Origin of the sequence: Paenibacillus sp. NRS-1781 (assembly GCF_050467745.1) — a bacterium.
GTDB lineage: Bacteria > Bacillota > Bacilli > Paenibacillales > Paenibacillaceae > Paenibacillus > Paenibacillus terrae_A.
In genome coordinates, this window is the sequence record NZ_JBITPI010000005.1 from 44,271 (window position 1) to 58,327 (window position 14,057).

At 49.1% G+C, this 14,057-nt stretch carries 16 protein-coding genes; all 16 read left to right on the plus strand.

Translation table 11 applies throughout. The features are described 5' to 3' along the window. Positions 1–1,467, plus strand: a complete 1,467-nt coding sequence (locus tag ACIFO6_RS01255) for a phage tail sheath family protein (RefSeq protein ID WP_430037186.1) — start codon at positions 1–3, stop codon at positions 1,465–1,467. Positions 1,468–1,530: 63 nt separating this feature from the next. Beyond that, positions 1,531–1,938: a phage tail tube protein gene (locus ACIFO6_RS01260; protein ID WP_014280216.1), complete on the plus strand. Its 408-nt coding sequence runs from the start codon at positions 1,531–1,533 to the stop codon at positions 1,936–1,938. Positions 1,939–2,012: 74 nt separating this feature from the next. Next, positions 2,013–2,447, plus strand: a complete 435-nt coding sequence (locus tag ACIFO6_RS01265) for a phage tail assembly chaperone (protein ID WP_044645253.1) — start codon at positions 2,013–2,015, stop codon at positions 2,445–2,447. Positions 2,448–2,470: 23 nt separating this feature from the next. After that, a complete protein-coding gene (locus ACIFO6_RS01270; protein ID WP_268794229.1) occupies positions 2,471–2,602 on the plus strand; it encodes a hypothetical protein in 132 nt (43 codons plus the stop codon). A gap of 21 nt (positions 2,603–2,623) precedes the next feature. Continuing rightward, positions 2,624–4,375 carry a hypothetical protein gene (locus tag ACIFO6_RS01275; RefSeq protein WP_430037189.1) on the plus strand — a complete coding sequence of 584 codons (1,752 nt, stop codon included), beginning with the start codon at positions 2,624–2,626 and terminating at the stop codon, positions 4,373–4,375. A gap of 37 nt (positions 4,376–4,412) precedes the next feature. After that, positions 4,413–5,054, plus strand: coding sequence for a LysM peptidoglycan-binding domain-containing protein (locus ACIFO6_RS01280; protein WP_430037191.1), 642 nt, complete (start codon positions 4,413–4,415; stop codon positions 5,052–5,054). Further along, a complete protein-coding gene (locus ACIFO6_RS01285; protein ID WP_430037193.1) occupies positions 5,051–6,028 on the plus strand; it encodes an XkdQ/YqbQ family protein in 978 nt (325 codons plus the stop codon). The genes ACIFO6_RS01280 and ACIFO6_RS01285 overlap by 4 nt, the downstream gene beginning before the upstream one ends. Then, positions 6,021–6,428 (plus strand): hypothetical protein, encoded by a 408-nt coding sequence (locus ACIFO6_RS01290; protein WP_430037195.1) that lies wholly within the window; start codon positions 6,021–6,023, stop codon positions 6,426–6,428. Before ACIFO6_RS01285 ends, ACIFO6_RS01290 begins: the two co-directional genes overlap by 8 nt. Continuing rightward, positions 6,421–6,879 carry a DUF2634 domain-containing protein gene (locus ACIFO6_RS01295; protein WP_044645249.1) on the plus strand — a complete coding sequence of 153 codons (459 nt, stop codon included), beginning with the start codon at positions 6,421–6,423 and terminating at the stop codon, positions 6,877–6,879. The genes ACIFO6_RS01290 and ACIFO6_RS01295 overlap by 8 nt, the downstream gene beginning before the upstream one ends. Beyond that, the gene (locus tag ACIFO6_RS01300; RefSeq protein ID WP_430037198.1) at positions 6,879–8,030 is read left to right on the plus strand and encodes a baseplate J/gp47 family protein; all 1,152 of its coding nucleotides are present in this window, start codon (positions 6,879–6,881) and stop codon (positions 8,028–8,030) included. Before ACIFO6_RS01295 ends, ACIFO6_RS01300 begins: the two co-directional genes overlap by 1 nt. Further along, the gene (locus ACIFO6_RS01305) at positions 8,023–8,640 is read left to right on the plus strand and encodes a YmfQ family protein (RefSeq protein WP_430037200.1); all 618 of its coding nucleotides are present in this window, start codon (positions 8,023–8,025) and stop codon (positions 8,638–8,640) included. Before ACIFO6_RS01300 ends, ACIFO6_RS01305 begins: the two co-directional genes overlap by 8 nt. A 1-nt stretch (position 8,641) precedes the next feature. Then, positions 8,642–11,182, plus strand: coding sequence for a hypothetical protein (locus tag ACIFO6_RS01310; RefSeq protein ID WP_430037202.1), 2,541 nt, complete (start codon positions 8,642–8,644; stop codon positions 11,180–11,182). Between the two features lie 13 nt (positions 11,183–11,195). Continuing rightward, a complete protein-coding gene (locus ACIFO6_RS01315) occupies positions 11,196–11,807 on the plus strand; it encodes a hypothetical protein (RefSeq protein WP_404580744.1) in 612 nt (203 codons plus the stop codon). Positions 11,808–11,867: 60 nt separating this feature from the next. Beyond that, the gene (locus ACIFO6_RS01320) at positions 11,868–12,134 is read left to right on the plus strand and encodes a hypothetical protein (protein ID WP_283654939.1); all 267 of its coding nucleotides are present in this window, start codon (positions 11,868–11,870) and stop codon (positions 12,132–12,134) included. Between the two features lie 198 nt (positions 12,135–12,332). Beyond that, on the plus strand, positions 12,333–12,779 hold the full coding sequence (locus ACIFO6_RS01325; protein WP_283654940.1) for a phage holin family protein: 447 nt from the start codon (positions 12,333–12,335) through the stop codon (positions 12,777–12,779). A 134-nt stretch (positions 12,780–12,913) separates the two neighbouring features. Continuing rightward, positions 12,914–13,879: a glycoside hydrolase family 25 protein gene (locus tag ACIFO6_RS01330; RefSeq protein ID WP_430037205.1), complete on the plus strand. Its 966-nt coding sequence runs from the start codon at positions 12,914–12,916 to the stop codon at positions 13,877–13,879. Positions 13,880–14,057: the final 178 nt, after the last annotated feature.

Below are 14,057 nucleotides of genomic sequence, written 5' to 3' on the forward strand. Positions count from 1 at the left end.
ATGGCAGGCGGAACATGGGAAAACACGAATAAACCGGTATTGCCGGGTTTGTATATGAATTTTCAGGCAGCAGCAGCTTCAGCGATTCAAGGTGGTTCACGCGGTACGGTTGTTGTGCCGGTTAAAGCCAACTGGGGACCTGTACGTGAGTTTGTAGAGATTGGCAGTGAAACGGCGATTAGCCAAATCTTTTCCAATGACAGCCTGGATGGTGCGACAGCGTACTCTACACTGTATCTGGCTCTGCTGGGTGGACCGAAAAAGCTGTTGGCCTACCGTTTGGCAGATGACACGGCTGCTCAAGCAACTGTGACGCTGAAAAGCGGCGGTGAGGCACCAACCGATGTGCTGCGCTTGCAGGCTTTGTACACAGGTAGCCGCGGTAATGGCTTTGCCGTAACGGTACAGCCATCCTTGGGTGACGAGCAAGCCCGTGAGGTGCGTCTCTATGAGGGCACCAAGCTGCTGGGCACGTATAAAGGCAGCGACGGTACGGCTGCTTCGATTGCCGAAGCATTGAACAAGAACAGCGAAAATGTATGGGTGAAAGCCGAGGTTGTCGGCAATGGCGGCATTCCGGCGGATGTCAGCGGCGTACATCTCACGGGCGGCAACAGCGGTAATAGCAAGCTGGTTAATGCCGATTACATCGCTATGCAGGAAGCGCTTGAAGGACAGGAATTTAACGTGCTGGCGCTGGATTATGCAGCCGATCTGGCCTTGCTGCAAAGCTTTGCCGCGTGGATCAAGCGTGTCCGGGGCGAAGGCAAGGGCGTTATCGCCGTGTTCGGTGGTTCTGCGGCAGATGATGTATCCAAAACCGCTGTCAGCCTGGCCTCTGCCCGTTCTCTGGCGCTCAACCATGAAGGTATCGTGAACGTCGGTACTGGCGTACGTCTGGCAGGTACGGACTATAGCTCCGCTCAAACGGCTGCTTATGTAGCCGGACTGATCGCAGGTCAACGTCTGAATCAATCCGCCACCTATGCGGTGACGCCTTTTGAGGATGTAACCCGCCGCTGGACACGCTCCGAGCAGGAGCAGGCAGTCCGCAATGGTGTCTTCCTGCTGTTCTTCGACGGTCGTCAGGTCAAAGCGCTGCGCGGTATCAACAGCTTGGTGAACCCGGCTGCCGGGCAAAACAACGCATGGAAGAAAATCCGCTCCATCCGCGTTATGGATGCTATTAACGCTGACTTGCAGCGTGCAGCCGAAGAGACTTACATTGGCAAAATCAACAACACCGTGGAAGGCCGTCTGGCACTCATTGGTGCGATCAAAGAATACCTGGCACAGCTGTCGCTGAGTAACGTGATCGAAGCAGATGGCTACGATGTCATTCTCGACCCGGCTTACTACGGCGATGCGCCAGTTATCAAACCGGAGCCGGATCAAGTGTTCCTGCAATGGAACGTGAAGCTGACCGACGTGATGGAGCAGCTGTTCGGTACATTTTACGTGCAATAAGAAGGCCGCGGAAAATTAGAAATTCAAAACTATATTATGGATCATTTTGAGGAGGAAAAATAAATGTTGGATGCTTCAAGAGTCATTTTAGGTACGTATGGTCAGGCGCATGTGGACGGAGTATGGCAGACCAATATCAATAAATTGGAAGCCAGTGTGGAAATGGAAAAACGCGAGCTGAATCTCGTCGGCAACGACTGGAAGGTACACAAACGCGGTATTAAAAAAGGAACGGGCACGATGAGTGGCTACAAGGTGACGTCCGATATGATTCGTCGTGGTTTCAGTCGTTTTGAAATTATCACTAAATTGGATGACCCTGAAGCCTTTGGACATGAGAGCATTCGTCTTATCCGTTGCACTCCTGACAAAATTCAGCTTGCCAACTGGACAGCGGGTGAGGAAGTACAGGAAGAAACGACCTTCACCTTCGAAGGCTATGAGCTGCTTGATCCGATTGTAGCGAACTAATATGAACATGGGGGATGGGATGCCATAAGGTGTTCCGTTCCCCAAAACAAATTGATAATAAGGGAGAATGACTTATGAGCTTGAATGAAAATATGACAGAAGAACAAATTTTGGACAGCCTGTTTGAAGCCGCTGAAAAATTGCCGGAGGAAACGGTGCGTATCAAGCGCCTCGATATGAAAATTGTGCTGCATGGCCTGACCTCCAGCAAAGTGGACAGCATTCGTGAACGGTGTACCATTCGCCGTACCGTAAAGGGTGCAGTGGATGAAAAGGTAGATACCGAGACGTTCAACGCCCTGTTGATTTCGGAGGCTACTGGAAAGCTGGAAGTGAAGGGCTTGTCCCTAAGCGGCTGGGGCGATCCCCGGATTACAAGCCGTTTGAAGCTGTCCGGTGGCGAACAATCTGTCCGTCGTATGCTGTTGGCGGGTGAACTGGATGCCGTAGGCGACAAAGTGCTGGAACTGTCCGGCTTTGGCGTGGAAATTGCTGACCTAAAAAACTAATCGGCTCCGGGGGAATGACGACGATGCTGTACCACTTGTGGGTTCGGCACCACCTCCGCCCCGGAGACTTTTGGCGGCTTCCCCGTGGCGAGCGCATGCTGCTGCTGGCGTTTGCTGAACAGGAAATGGACAGTATGGTTTCTTCAAAAGCATGAACAAGGAGGTGAACATGAAATATGGCAGAAGCATTAAATTACCGCATGAACCTCGTAATTGATCCTAAAAACGTCATTAAGGCGAACCGCGAATTGCGCGCAATGGAACGCTATTTTGAGCGGATTCAAGGGCGTGTTATGAAAATAGGCCGCACTCGCATGGCCCCGGAAATCGTGCTGAACGATATGGCCTCCAAAGGCTTGGATAATCTGTTGAACAAGATTAACCGGGTCAAATCCCAGATTATTAACGCTTCGGGGAATGTCAATGTGAAGGCAGTCTCTCAAGGTAGCTCACCAGCTAACAGCGGTGCTGCCAAAACAGGTCCCATTAAGGGAGATAACAATCTGAGTTCAGTATTGCAAGCAAATACTGCTGCTGTGGAGGCCAATACTGCCGCTATTGGGGATTTGAGTACTAAGTTGGGTTCTGTGACGCCAGCCGCAGAGAAAAAAGAGGAGCCTAAGACGGTTTGGGGTAAAACAAAGGATTTCTTTGGTAATCTAAAGAAAATTGGTGGGGGGATAAAAAGTTTATCTGAAGCACCTTCAGCAGCTAACAAAGTTTTTAAAGCCGGAAAGAAATTATTTAGGGAACCGGTTGTTGGAACAACTTTTAAAGAGAAGTTTAGAGATGTCTCCAAAAAAACCCTTTCTTTTAGTAAAAATAGCGGAGATCTTATGCAAAAAGTAGGAGGGGGGTTCTCAGATCTCTTTGATGGTGGAGAGGGGATGTTTGGAGTTTTTAAAGGCGGCGGAAGTACCGCTGCAGATGCGGCTTCTAGTGCTGCCTCCAGTATTGTAAACCCAAGCACGGTTGCTGGTGCAACTGAGGAAGCTGGGTCAGGCTTATTTAAGAACCTTTTAAAAGGCGGCGCAAAAAAATTGCTGGGGCCATTAAGCTATGGGATGGATATTGTGAACATCGCGCAGGCTACCTCCGGTAAAGAACGTGCAGAAGCTATTGGTTCTACTGTAGGCGGGACTGCTGGTTCTGCGCTAGGTGGAGCTATAGGCACAATGTTGCTTCCGGGTATTGGTACTATGGTTGGTTCTCAACTTGGAAGTATAGCGGGAGGCTTTTTTGGTGGAAAAATTGGGGGGGTAGTCTCAGATTATGGTCCTGCTATTATGGACAAAGCAAAGTCCGCTGGTAAATTTATTGGGGAAAAAGCTTCCCAGGTCACAGGCTGGATTTCGGATAAGGCTGGAGACTTTGGTAAAGGCTTTTCTGATTTCTTTTCTTTTGGTAAGAAAGATGAACCTAAGAAAGAGCCAGCTAAGCCACCTGAAGTTCCTAAACCTGCAATCCCGCCTCATTCGACTATAGGTGCCTCCCTTAAGCCATTAGCAACTATGCCGCCTTTATATAGTGCAGTTGCATACGTGCCTCCGCAATCAGGTGCAAAAGGCGTCCCTAATCCTTATGGTCCAATGGCTATCGCTAACCAAGGGGTCAATCCTAATCCACTATTGAATACTGCGGCTCATGCGAACAACGGAGCCAAAGCTAAAGGTAAAGCCAATGGTAATCCGACTCCTCAAGTAGTACAGATTAGCCCAGAACAAATGGGAACACTCTCCGGCTTTTTGAAGGATTTTAAGACGGAAACTACGAACCAATTCAATCTTCCAGCAGGGGCTGTACAGGTAACTGTGCATGAAAACAAGCTGGATGTGGAGGGGCTTATTACGCAAATTGGCTACCGCCTCAAAGCCGAGATTCTGCGGGCGACGCAGAACACCAAGCCTGCGAGCGGAGGAGCTATGTAATGCAGTAGGATGGGAGTAACGGGGAAGGAGGAAAGAGATGGAATTTAGTTTAACGGATGGCAAGGGATTTAAGTTTATATTTCCGGTGAATCCCGAGGAAGTGACGATCTCACGGCAAAAGGGATTTGAAACGACAACAATTTTATCCTATGGGGAGTTTGATTTTCCACAAGGGGAGAAGGTGAAGGAAATCTCCTTCTCTTCTTTTTTTCCCAAGGAATACGACGAATCGTATTGTAAATATCAGGACATTCCCGATCCACAGGAGGCCATGAACACGTTGAATGGTTTTTTGCTGTCTCAAAAGCCATTACGCTTCATTATTTCAGAGACGGCTGTAAATGTACCCGTAATTGTAGCATCTCATAACTCCACCTTTCGGGGCGGCGATTATGGGGACGTGAATTTTGATCTTTCGCTGCGGACCTGGAGTGAAATGAAGGTATCCAAAAAAGCAGGCAGTGGCACGAAGTCTGCTACGGTCAACAAAAAGCCCCGCACGGATATGAAAGAAAAGAAGAAAACCTACACGGTGAAATCGGGGGATTCCTTGTCCAAAATTGCCAAGCTGGAGCTGGGGGACAGCTCACAATGGAGCCGTATTTATCAGCTTAACAAAAAGGTTATTGGTCAAAATCCGAATGCGATTGAACCGGGGCAAAAGCTGGTGCTGTCATGAGCTATAAAGTTATTTTACAGGATAAATATGATGTGTCGCCGCTGGTGGAGAACATTAATTTGAGGGATTCGCTGGAGCAAATCGCTTATCAGGGCACGGTAAATTTGGTCGTTACGCCGGATTTGCCGCCCATCTCTCCAGGGATGTCGATTCGGGTTAGTGGCATTCCTTATGGCAAAAAAGACTATGTCCCCTTGCTGTCTCCAGCGGTTATTTGGGAAGTGGAAACCTCCAACAATGGACTCAAGCGTATGACGCTGACCTTGTATGATCGCACGGTGTATTTGGACAAGTCCGAGGATGAATATTTGCTCCCTGCGAAGCAGACGGCTACTCAGCGTTTTCAGAAATATGCCAGGGATTGGAAGCTGAAAATCGCTTCATTGCCAGACACGAAAAAGTTGCTGGGGCGTGCCGTATACCGGACACAGTCCATCTATTCCATGATGCTGGGCGATTTGCGTGAAACGGCAAAGGCGGGCGGTAAGCTTTATCATCCTCGGATGATTACCTCCGGTTTGGAGCTATACGAGCTGGGAACGAATAAAGATGTGTATGTTTTGGAGAGAGTGACCGATACGACACAATCCCGTACACTCGAAGGTGCGGCCACGAGGGTGAAGGTGCTGGCTACGGCTGCCAGTGAAACGGGCAATGAGGTTCCCTCCAAGGTGATGGCGCTGGAGGAAAAGGATATTGCCAAATATGGAACGCTTCAGGTGATCGTGCAGGATGACGAGGTGAAATCGGGTGCAGCGGCACGTGAGTTGGCCAAGAGTAAGCTGAGAGGCATACAACAAACGATATCGGTCAATGCGCCAGATATGAACACGATTCGTGCAGGAGACGCGGTGATGCTGGGTTCCATGAAGCTGCTGGTGATTTCAGTGAGCAGGGAATTGGGTAACCCCGGCAGTATGTCGCTGGAGCTGGGCACGTATGACGATGTAAAAAGGAGGTTTTACCTTGAATAAGGACCCCTACGGGCATTTGGTCACTGCTCTGCAATCCTCATTTCACAAGCAAACCAAGCAAGCGCTGAGTGGAGTAGGTGCGGTACTGGGCACGATTACTTCCACGGGACTCAAGCTGGATGATTTTAAACATGAGCTTCAGGACTATTTGGTCGCCGAGCTGCCGGGACTGCTGTCTGTACCGCGTCATATGTATAAAGGTACCTCAACCGCAGTAGAGTCGGAGAATTGGGAGGGCAAGGAGCTGAAAACTTCCTTTTATATCGGGGAGGACGAGCTGGAGGATGTGAATCTGAGCCTGAACGAAGGACTGAAGCCCGGAGATCGCGTACTTGCGGTTCGGGTGAATAGCGGCAACGATGTGGTTGTGGTATGCAAGGTGGTGAGTGGACGTGGCTAATTTATTTCCCGAAACGGATGATATGCTCTGGACGGATATTACGGACCCGGATGTGCTGGAGGATAACCGGGCGGTATTTGGACGAAGCTGGCGGTTTGATTTTGAAGCCGGAGAATTTGTTATGAGCCCCAGCCGTAAAATCGTGACTACAGGTGAAAAAGAAGCCTGGGTACAGTGGTGTGAAAAAGCAATTCGTACCCCCCGCTACCGTCATGTGATCTATTCTCCCGACTATGGTAGCGAGCTGGAGGAACTGATCGGCAGCAGCTATGGGCACGGTGTGCAGGAAAGTGAAATTAAGCGCATGGTCACCGAAGCGCTACTGGCAGATGCTCGCACGGCTAGTGTGGATCAGTTTACGTTTAGCTGGGAAGGCGAGGCATGCCATTTTAGCTGCCAGATTACGAATGTGCGGGATGAAACGGAAATTGTAGAAAGTGTGGTGATCTAATGGCAGACTTGCCGGAGTATTTGGTAGACCAGACGGAAGAGGGAATTTTGAGTCGTATGCTGGAAAAAGTGCCTTCGGACATTGATAAGTCCGAGGGTTCTTTTATTTGGGATGCGCAGGCACCAGTGGCATTTATGCTCTCCGAAGCGGCAATCTGGGCGCAGGAGCTGCTAAGACGTGGCTTTGCCAGTACGGTGGCCAGCGATAACCCGGATTTTCGCTCGCCGGAACTGGATCTGCGAACAGCAGAGCATGGAGTGACACGGCGGGAAGCGGTTGCTGCCTCAGGTATGGTCACATTCACGGGTACAGCGGGAACGACCGTTCCGGCGGGAACGTTGGTGGCGACCCCGGCAGATGATGTATCGGGGGAAGCTTCCATTGAGTATGCGACCACGGCAGCGGTCACGCTGGATGAGCAGGGTAAAGGAGAAGCTGCGATTCGGGCAGTCAATCCCGGTCGCAGCGGTAACGTACCCGCGGGCGTCATTCAGGTGATGGCTAGCCCGGTCAATGGTGTTTCCTCCGTTATCAATACAGAGGAAACTAAAAGTGGCACGGACATTGAGAGCGACCAGCTGTTGCTGGAGCGTTTTTATGCCAAGGTGCGGAACCAGGGCACGAGCGGCAACAAGGCGCAGTACACGCAGTGGGCGAATGAAATCGCCGGAGTAGGCGGCGTGGAGGTTGTTCCCCTCTGGAAAGGGCCGGGTACGGTGGCTTTATATGTGCTGGACACGGATAAACGTGCTGCCAGTCCGGATATCGTCGCTGCGGTGCAGAAGTACATTGATCCGACTCAGGATGGACAAGGCGAAGGGCTGGCACCAGCGGGCCCTGTGGTGACGATCATGCCAGCGACAGAGGTGGAAATTAACATCTCGGTCAAGGTACAGCGTACCAAGGAGAAGCCGTCCACCCTGGATGAAATCAAAAAGCTGATCGAAAGCGGAGTGCGGACGTATTTGAAGCAGCTTGCTTTTTACAAGGAAGACCCGTTGGTTCGGTATACCCGGATTTCTGCTGTTTTGCTGGATATTCCGATCATTATTGATTTCTCTGAGCTAAAAATCAACGGACAGAGCAATCAAAATATTGAGATTGGATCAGGTCAGGTGGCGGTGCTGGGGACGGTGAGCGTCAGTGAGTAATGATGGAATGAACATGAACGATCCAACGAATCGTCTAGCTCTGGGTGAAGAGGGGCAAATGAGCAGCTTGCGGGGACGCGAGCTGTTTTCCTATTTACCCGCCTACTATGAAATTTCCCGTGTGATGCGCTCCGATATGGATGCGAAGGGCAGTGAACTGGATTCCTTGTATCTGGCGATGGATGCGACGGTGGCTCAGTTTTTCGTCCGTACCGCTACCTGGGGATTGGAGCGCTGGGAAATGGAGCTGGGTATCGAAACCGACCTTGGCAAGCCGCTGGACCAGCGTCGTGCAGTAGTAGAGTCGAAGCTACGGGGAGCAGGGACCTTTTCAGGCCGACTTGTCAAAAATGTAGCTGAAGCATATGACGGCGGTACAGTAGATGTTACCTTTCATCCCGCTGAATGGGGATTCACAGTCAAATTTATAGATACCATCGGGATTCCGCCCAATGTGGAGGATCTTAAAGCAGCCATCGAGGAGATCAAGCCGGCTCATTTGACGGTAGAATATAAACTACGCTACCTGACCATTGCCGAAGTCGAGTCTATGACCATCTATGAAAATGAACATACAACACAGGATAGATATTTAGGAGGTGGCGCATAACATGGCAAGTGAAAAAACACCAAATCTGGGCTTAAATCAAATTGACCGTACATCGCCCAAAACAACATATTTTGATCTGGAGAAGTATTTGGATCAAAACTGGCGTGCTGTAGACGATTTTGCAGGTGATGTGAATGATGGTGTGGATGCGATCAAGAAACGGTTGGACACGACGGAGTGCAAGGAGGTTACTCTGGAACCTGGGGTGCAGATTGTTCATGCGGAAAAGGCCGCACCGTTCTCGCTCACGGGGCTAAGCGGGCGTACGTTGGTGAATTTGTTGGGTAGATGGGGGAATTTAAGTAGTTTAACGGGTATTACACCTTATCAATCCGAGATAGCGCTGGATACTACGAATAAGGGAACGATGTCTAATTCGTTAAAAGTAACAATCAAATCGGGATATACAGTCGGAGTTGGGTTTTATAGCGATTTTAAATTTTTGGCCGGAAAGTATTATGTTGCAATCGCAAAGGTGAAGGTCGGAAACTCCGCAAATGCGGGAATATCAGCCCCGAACGTTCAGGAAGGAACGACAGTAACAGATAAGACTAAATTTACTACATCTTGGTTCAGGGCGGCTCCTACCAGCAATGTGACTTCAAATATTGATTTGAGAATACAGGGGACTCAAGGACAGTATTCTTATTTTGAGGCTGTTCGCATCTATGAGATTTCTTCAGCTGATTATACCGCTTTGGCTTCAATGACAGGCGAGCAAATAGCTGCCAAGTACCCATATGTGGACAGTATAATGCCTGCACGTAATCCGTATGCGATTCGTTATGGGGAAAATTTATTGCCATCGTTTTATGAGTGGTCAGCCAAACAGGGAACACCTACCATAGCGGATGAAAAGAGCGTTTCCGTCACGGTGGATAACAAAATAGTACACACCGTATCACCGTTAGTGCCTGGGCAAAAGTACACTGTCTCAGTTCAATCCGGCGGAGCGACTGGTAGAATTACGGTCACGGATGAACCGGAGACATCAGTAATAGCCGAAGCGGCTGGTTCTGGGCTATTGAGCGTCACGTTTACGGCGGGCCGGGCGGTGAATGTCAGATTACTTGGTACGTCAACGACAGCGGTGACTATTTCTAACCCTATGCTCAATATCGGTAGCACAGCCAAACCATTCAAGCCTCGTGAAGACTCCGTGCTTGCGCTGCAAACAGACCTGTACGCCGATCCAGTTACAGGTGCAAATGCAGATATGGTATTTGAGCGCGACGGGCAATACTTTAAGGTGAAAAGGTTCGAAAGCATCCTACTAGATGGCGGGAGAATCACCAAAGTGAATAACGTAGTGTCGGGAACGGGTTTCAAAGTCCTCTATCCTGTAGTGCCCGATGTAAATTATGCATTTGTTGGCAATGGCACGGCAGTCAAATTTGATGGAAAAATATTGTTGTGGGGCGGGCAAGACACTACAGCCGACAGATGGGCTATAGACGCGACCGCATCCAATTTTGCCGTTTCTGTCTCTGTCGCGGACAGTGGGTGGGGCGACAGTTACGCACCGACGTTGGACGACATCAAAGCCTACTTTTATGGGTATAAGGCGTATGACGCTAACACCATAACGCCTGCACAAGCGCAAGCGGCAACAACGGCGACATGGACAGGTACGGGTACTAAGTATTGGGTGCAACGTGTTGGTTCACCTGCCTTTACACAATCCACACCACAGACATCGTATGCAGGGTACACGCCGTACCAACTCGTATACCAACTCGCTACGCCTACTGTGGAGACCATTGTCAGCGAGGGCCAGCTCACCTTTACCGAGGGAGATAATCAGGTTGAAGTAGGTACGGGGATCGTGTTACGAGAAAAGGCAAAAATGTATCAAGAGCTAGATGGAAAACGCTGGAACATTAACAACGGCAGCCCAGGACAGTTTCAGGCATCGCTTTTGAACTACAGGGTTGACAGGTTTATAGGCATTTACCGAAACTCGCAGCGTGACAACTGGATACTATACCCTAACACTACAACTACGGCTGGTGCTATGGCACAGTTAATGGACTATAACTATGACGCTACCACAGCATACACAGTGTCTTACCTGGCTTTCATGTCGTCGCCAGTTGTACCGTTCACAGGCTCCTACGCAGCCAACGAGAAGGCGCTGTTGCTGGACTTGGTAGATAGTGTACAACAGAACACGGCGAGGGTGTCGGTACTGGAGAATAGGAAAGCTGACAAAGATAGTCCTGCATGGATTACGCCAACGTTGTTAAATGGATGGGTGAACTATGACACTACTCGTAGGCCGATGGGCTACTACAAGGATTCGATGGGATGGGTTCACGTTCAAGGTTACGTAAAAAGTGGTACTTCTACGGCGAATTCAGTCATATACCGCTTTCCTAAAGGTTATGAGCCTGAATCTCCTATCGAGGTTATTGCTGTATCCAGCAGCGGTGCGGGTGCCTCCCCATCTACTCTGTACGTAGGGAGCAGCAGCCTTCAATGTAATTCGAGTGTCGGGAACTCGTTCCTGGTCATTGATTTTTCATACCTAGCTGAAAAATAAAGGAGGACAACAAATGAAAGCAGTACCCAAAGTAAATACAGACGGCTTCTATCTAGAGGACGAGTTGGTGGACGATGCCTTTTCTGGCGTCGTCCCTTTTTATGCTCCATCTTCGCTCCCAATATCTGATACGGACCAGCAGTTAGGCACCTATCAGCTTATTGCAGATAGTTCGAGTGCCACAGACGAAGCGAACTCAAAAACTATCCCTACTGGCTATACCGTTGGTATTCCAGTGCCACCGGGCTTATACCATCCCCGTTTTGACATCCAAGGCTGGCTGACCTATGAAGCAGAATATGACGAAAAGCTGCTAGAGCCTCAAAACGCGCACGAGCAGTTGAACAAGGAATCTCATGCTTCATTTCAGAAGCTGCATGATGAATGGCAAAGCAAGCCAGAAAACGAACGTGGGGAAGAACCCGTATATTCTGTACCAAATTTTACAACTCCAGAACGAAAAGACCCAACGACATTCTGGGGTGAAGGATTAAGTGACGAAGCGATCAAGGAGCTGACACAAAAAACGGAGCAACAGCCAAGCGAGGCAGACCAATTGAAGCAGCGTATTGCAGATCTGGAAGTAACGCTGATCCAACTCATGCTTGGTAACACAGGAAAATAACGTGTACTGACTATTATATACAGTAGCAAAAATCTATATAAAAGAGGTGAAATCATAACCATGGCAGCTTTAACAGAGGCTCAATTGCGTATTTGTGCTCATGCCTGCATCACCCGCTATGATCGGGGAGAGGGCGATGTAGCTACGATCATTGGAAGCTATGTTTTGGATGAACAACAGCGTGACGAGGTCATGGAGATTATTTTATCCAAACGTTCCGATCTAGTGCCGGGTAACGTAGAAGATTCGTCATCTGAGGATATTTTGAATGAACAGGAAGAAACGGTTCCTTGGTACAGCTCTATTTTTCGCAAGAAAACAGTATAACGATTAGGAAAATAAATATATACACGAATCTACAAATTCCACTGTATAGATGTGCTGGTGACGTTATAGGACATCGTTGTAAAAATTTCGGTTTTATAGAGAAAGTGAAAAGCATAGCGCACAGCAGGTGATACTATGATGCCCTTGGACCAACCAAGGGCATCCATTAGATAAGTTGGTTCAAAAGGGGGAACAAGCATGCATGAAAAGGTCGATCAGATTTGGCTGGGGTTTTCCACGGGGACCTTGATCGGTTATTTTTTCGGGGGGTGGACGACGATGTTGACGTTGTTGTTATGGATGGTCATTATTGATTTTTTCACAGGCTGGGCGGCGGCCTGGATTAATGGAGCATTGAAAAGCCGAGAGGGCTATTACGGTATTTTTCGCAAGGTTACAGTGTTTTTGATGATTACGGTAGCTCATCTGATCGACGGTATTCTGGGGGATGCACATTATTTCCGGGATGCCGTTGTTTTCTTTTATTTGGCGAACGAGCTATTGTCGATTATTGAAAATGTGGGCCGAATGGGAGTGCCAATGCCGGATATTTTGCGAAATGCGGTAGCCATTTTTGAATCCAAGTCGGTCGGGGAAAAGAAAAAGCCAACAGACCCCTCCGACAAAAGAAATAAAGCTTCATAAGGTGAGCAGAATGCACCTTTGCCCCATTTTCAGCACCAAGTTGGAAAAGCCCGGACCACGTCAATGGTCCAAGCATAGTTATAACAGTAACATCATCGGTTACAACATTATGAATGACAAGGAGGGATCGACTTATGCAAGATCGCAGTCCTAACGCTGCCGAGGGCATTGACGTGTCCCGATACCAGGGAAATATTGATTGGAAACGTGTACGAGCCGATGGCAAATCGTTTGCCTTTATAAAAGCGAGTCAGGGACAGCGTTACGTCGATCCGACATTTATCACCAACGCCAAAGGGGCCAAGGCAGCTGGGGTATTGCTGGGAGCTTACCATTTTGTAGATGCAACCAGCGTTGACGCGGCCAAAGCGGAGGCCAGACATTTTGCCGAGGTGCTGGATCGGGTTGGAGGTGCAAAAGCGCTGGACTTTCCAGCAGTAATGGATTATGAGAACAATCCGGGTGGACTTAGCTCTGCCGCGATCCATGACGTAGCCATGGCGTTTTTGACGGAATTTGAAAGGGTAAGTGGTCGCAAGCCGATGGTATATACGGGCAACGCTTTTGCGGCCCATTTTAAAGCGCCGCTGGTAGCTTATAAGCTGTGGATTGCGCGCTATAGCACACGAGTGCCCAATGATACCACAGCATGGAAGCTGTGGGACTTCTGGCAATACAGCGACAGTGGACGAGTTGATGGGATTCAAGGGCCAGTTGACCTGAATGTATACGCCGGAACTGAGGCAGAGCTGCGCCAAGCTTTTGCAGGAGAAGAGGGGGATGAGCCGATGACAGCAGAGGAAAAAGCGGCATTTAAAGCCTTGCAGCAGCAGGTTGCCGCACTTGAAAACAGCAAGGATGTGCTCAAACAGACATTGAACGAACAGACCGCTTATATTAAAAAAGTGGATCAGCAAGTAGCTGACCTGGAGGCGCGTCAGGCTATGCCAGTGCCAGCTTGGGCAAAGGAAGCCGTAGCCGCAGCCGTTGCTTTTAATCCGTCGAGTCCGATTGTGGATGCCAAGCAGCCGAGCAGCTATGATTTTTATCGCCTGCTCGTAGTCTTGAACCGTCTGGGTGTGTTTAAGAAATCGTCGTAAACTACTGAACAAACAGGAACTAAGTAGGAGAATTGGATCTTACAAAAAGGACGCGAGCAGCTGTTACAGCGGCGTTCTTTTTTGTATATTTGTAGATATTTCCCTGTGATATTAACTAACATTACTCTCCGAAAACGTTCGGAAATTTAAAAAGATCTATGAAAACGCTCTTGTCTAC

Excerpts from the sequence above, each read along its gene's own strand:
- ACIFO6_RS01255 (WP_430037186.1), top strand. The coding sequence starts at position 1 with ATGGCAGGCGGAACATGGGAAAACACGAATAAACCGGTATTGCCGGGT.
- ACIFO6_RS01300 (WP_430037198.1), top strand. The coding sequence starts at position 6,879 with ATGGCAGACTTGCCGGAGTATTTGGTAGACCAGACGGAAGAGGGAATT.
- ACIFO6_RS01260 (WP_014280216.1), top strand. The coding sequence starts at position 1,531 with ATGTTGGATGCTTCAAGAGTCATTTTAGGTACGTATGGTCAGGCGCAT.
- ACIFO6_RS01280 (WP_430037191.1), top strand. The coding sequence starts at position 4,413 with ATGGAATTTAGTTTAACGGATGGCAAGGGATTTAAGTTTATATTTCCG.
- ACIFO6_RS01270 (WP_268794229.1), top strand. The coding sequence starts at position 2,471 with ATGCTGTACCACTTGTGGGTTCGGCACCACCTCCGCCCCGGAGACTTT.
- ACIFO6_RS01265 (WP_044645253.1), top strand. The coding sequence starts at position 2,013 with ATGAGCTTGAATGAAAATATGACAGAAGAACAAATTTTGGACAGCCTG.
- ACIFO6_RS01320 (WP_283654939.1), top strand. The coding sequence starts at position 11,868 with ATGGCAGCTTTAACAGAGGCTCAATTGCGTATTTGTGCTCATGCCTGC.
- ACIFO6_RS01325 (WP_283654940.1), top strand. The coding sequence starts at position 12,333 with ATGCATGAAAAGGTCGATCAGATTTGGCTGGGGTTTTCCACGGGGACC.
- ACIFO6_RS01330 (WP_430037205.1), top strand. The coding sequence starts at position 12,914 with ATGCAAGATCGCAGTCCTAACGCTGCCGAGGGCATTGACGTGTCCCGA.
- ACIFO6_RS01285 (WP_430037193.1), top strand. The coding sequence starts at position 5,051 with ATGAGCTATAAAGTTATTTTACAGGATAAATATGATGTGTCGCCGCTG.
- ACIFO6_RS01315 (WP_404580744.1), top strand. The coding sequence starts at position 11,196 with ATGAAAGCAGTACCCAAAGTAAATACAGACGGCTTCTATCTAGAGGAC.
- ACIFO6_RS01275 (WP_430037189.1), top strand. The coding sequence starts at position 2,624 with ATGGCAGAAGCATTAAATTACCGCATGAACCTCGTAATTGATCCTAAA.
- ACIFO6_RS01310 (WP_430037202.1), top strand. The coding sequence starts at position 8,642 with ATGGCAAGTGAAAAAACACCAAATCTGGGCTTAAATCAAATTGACCGT.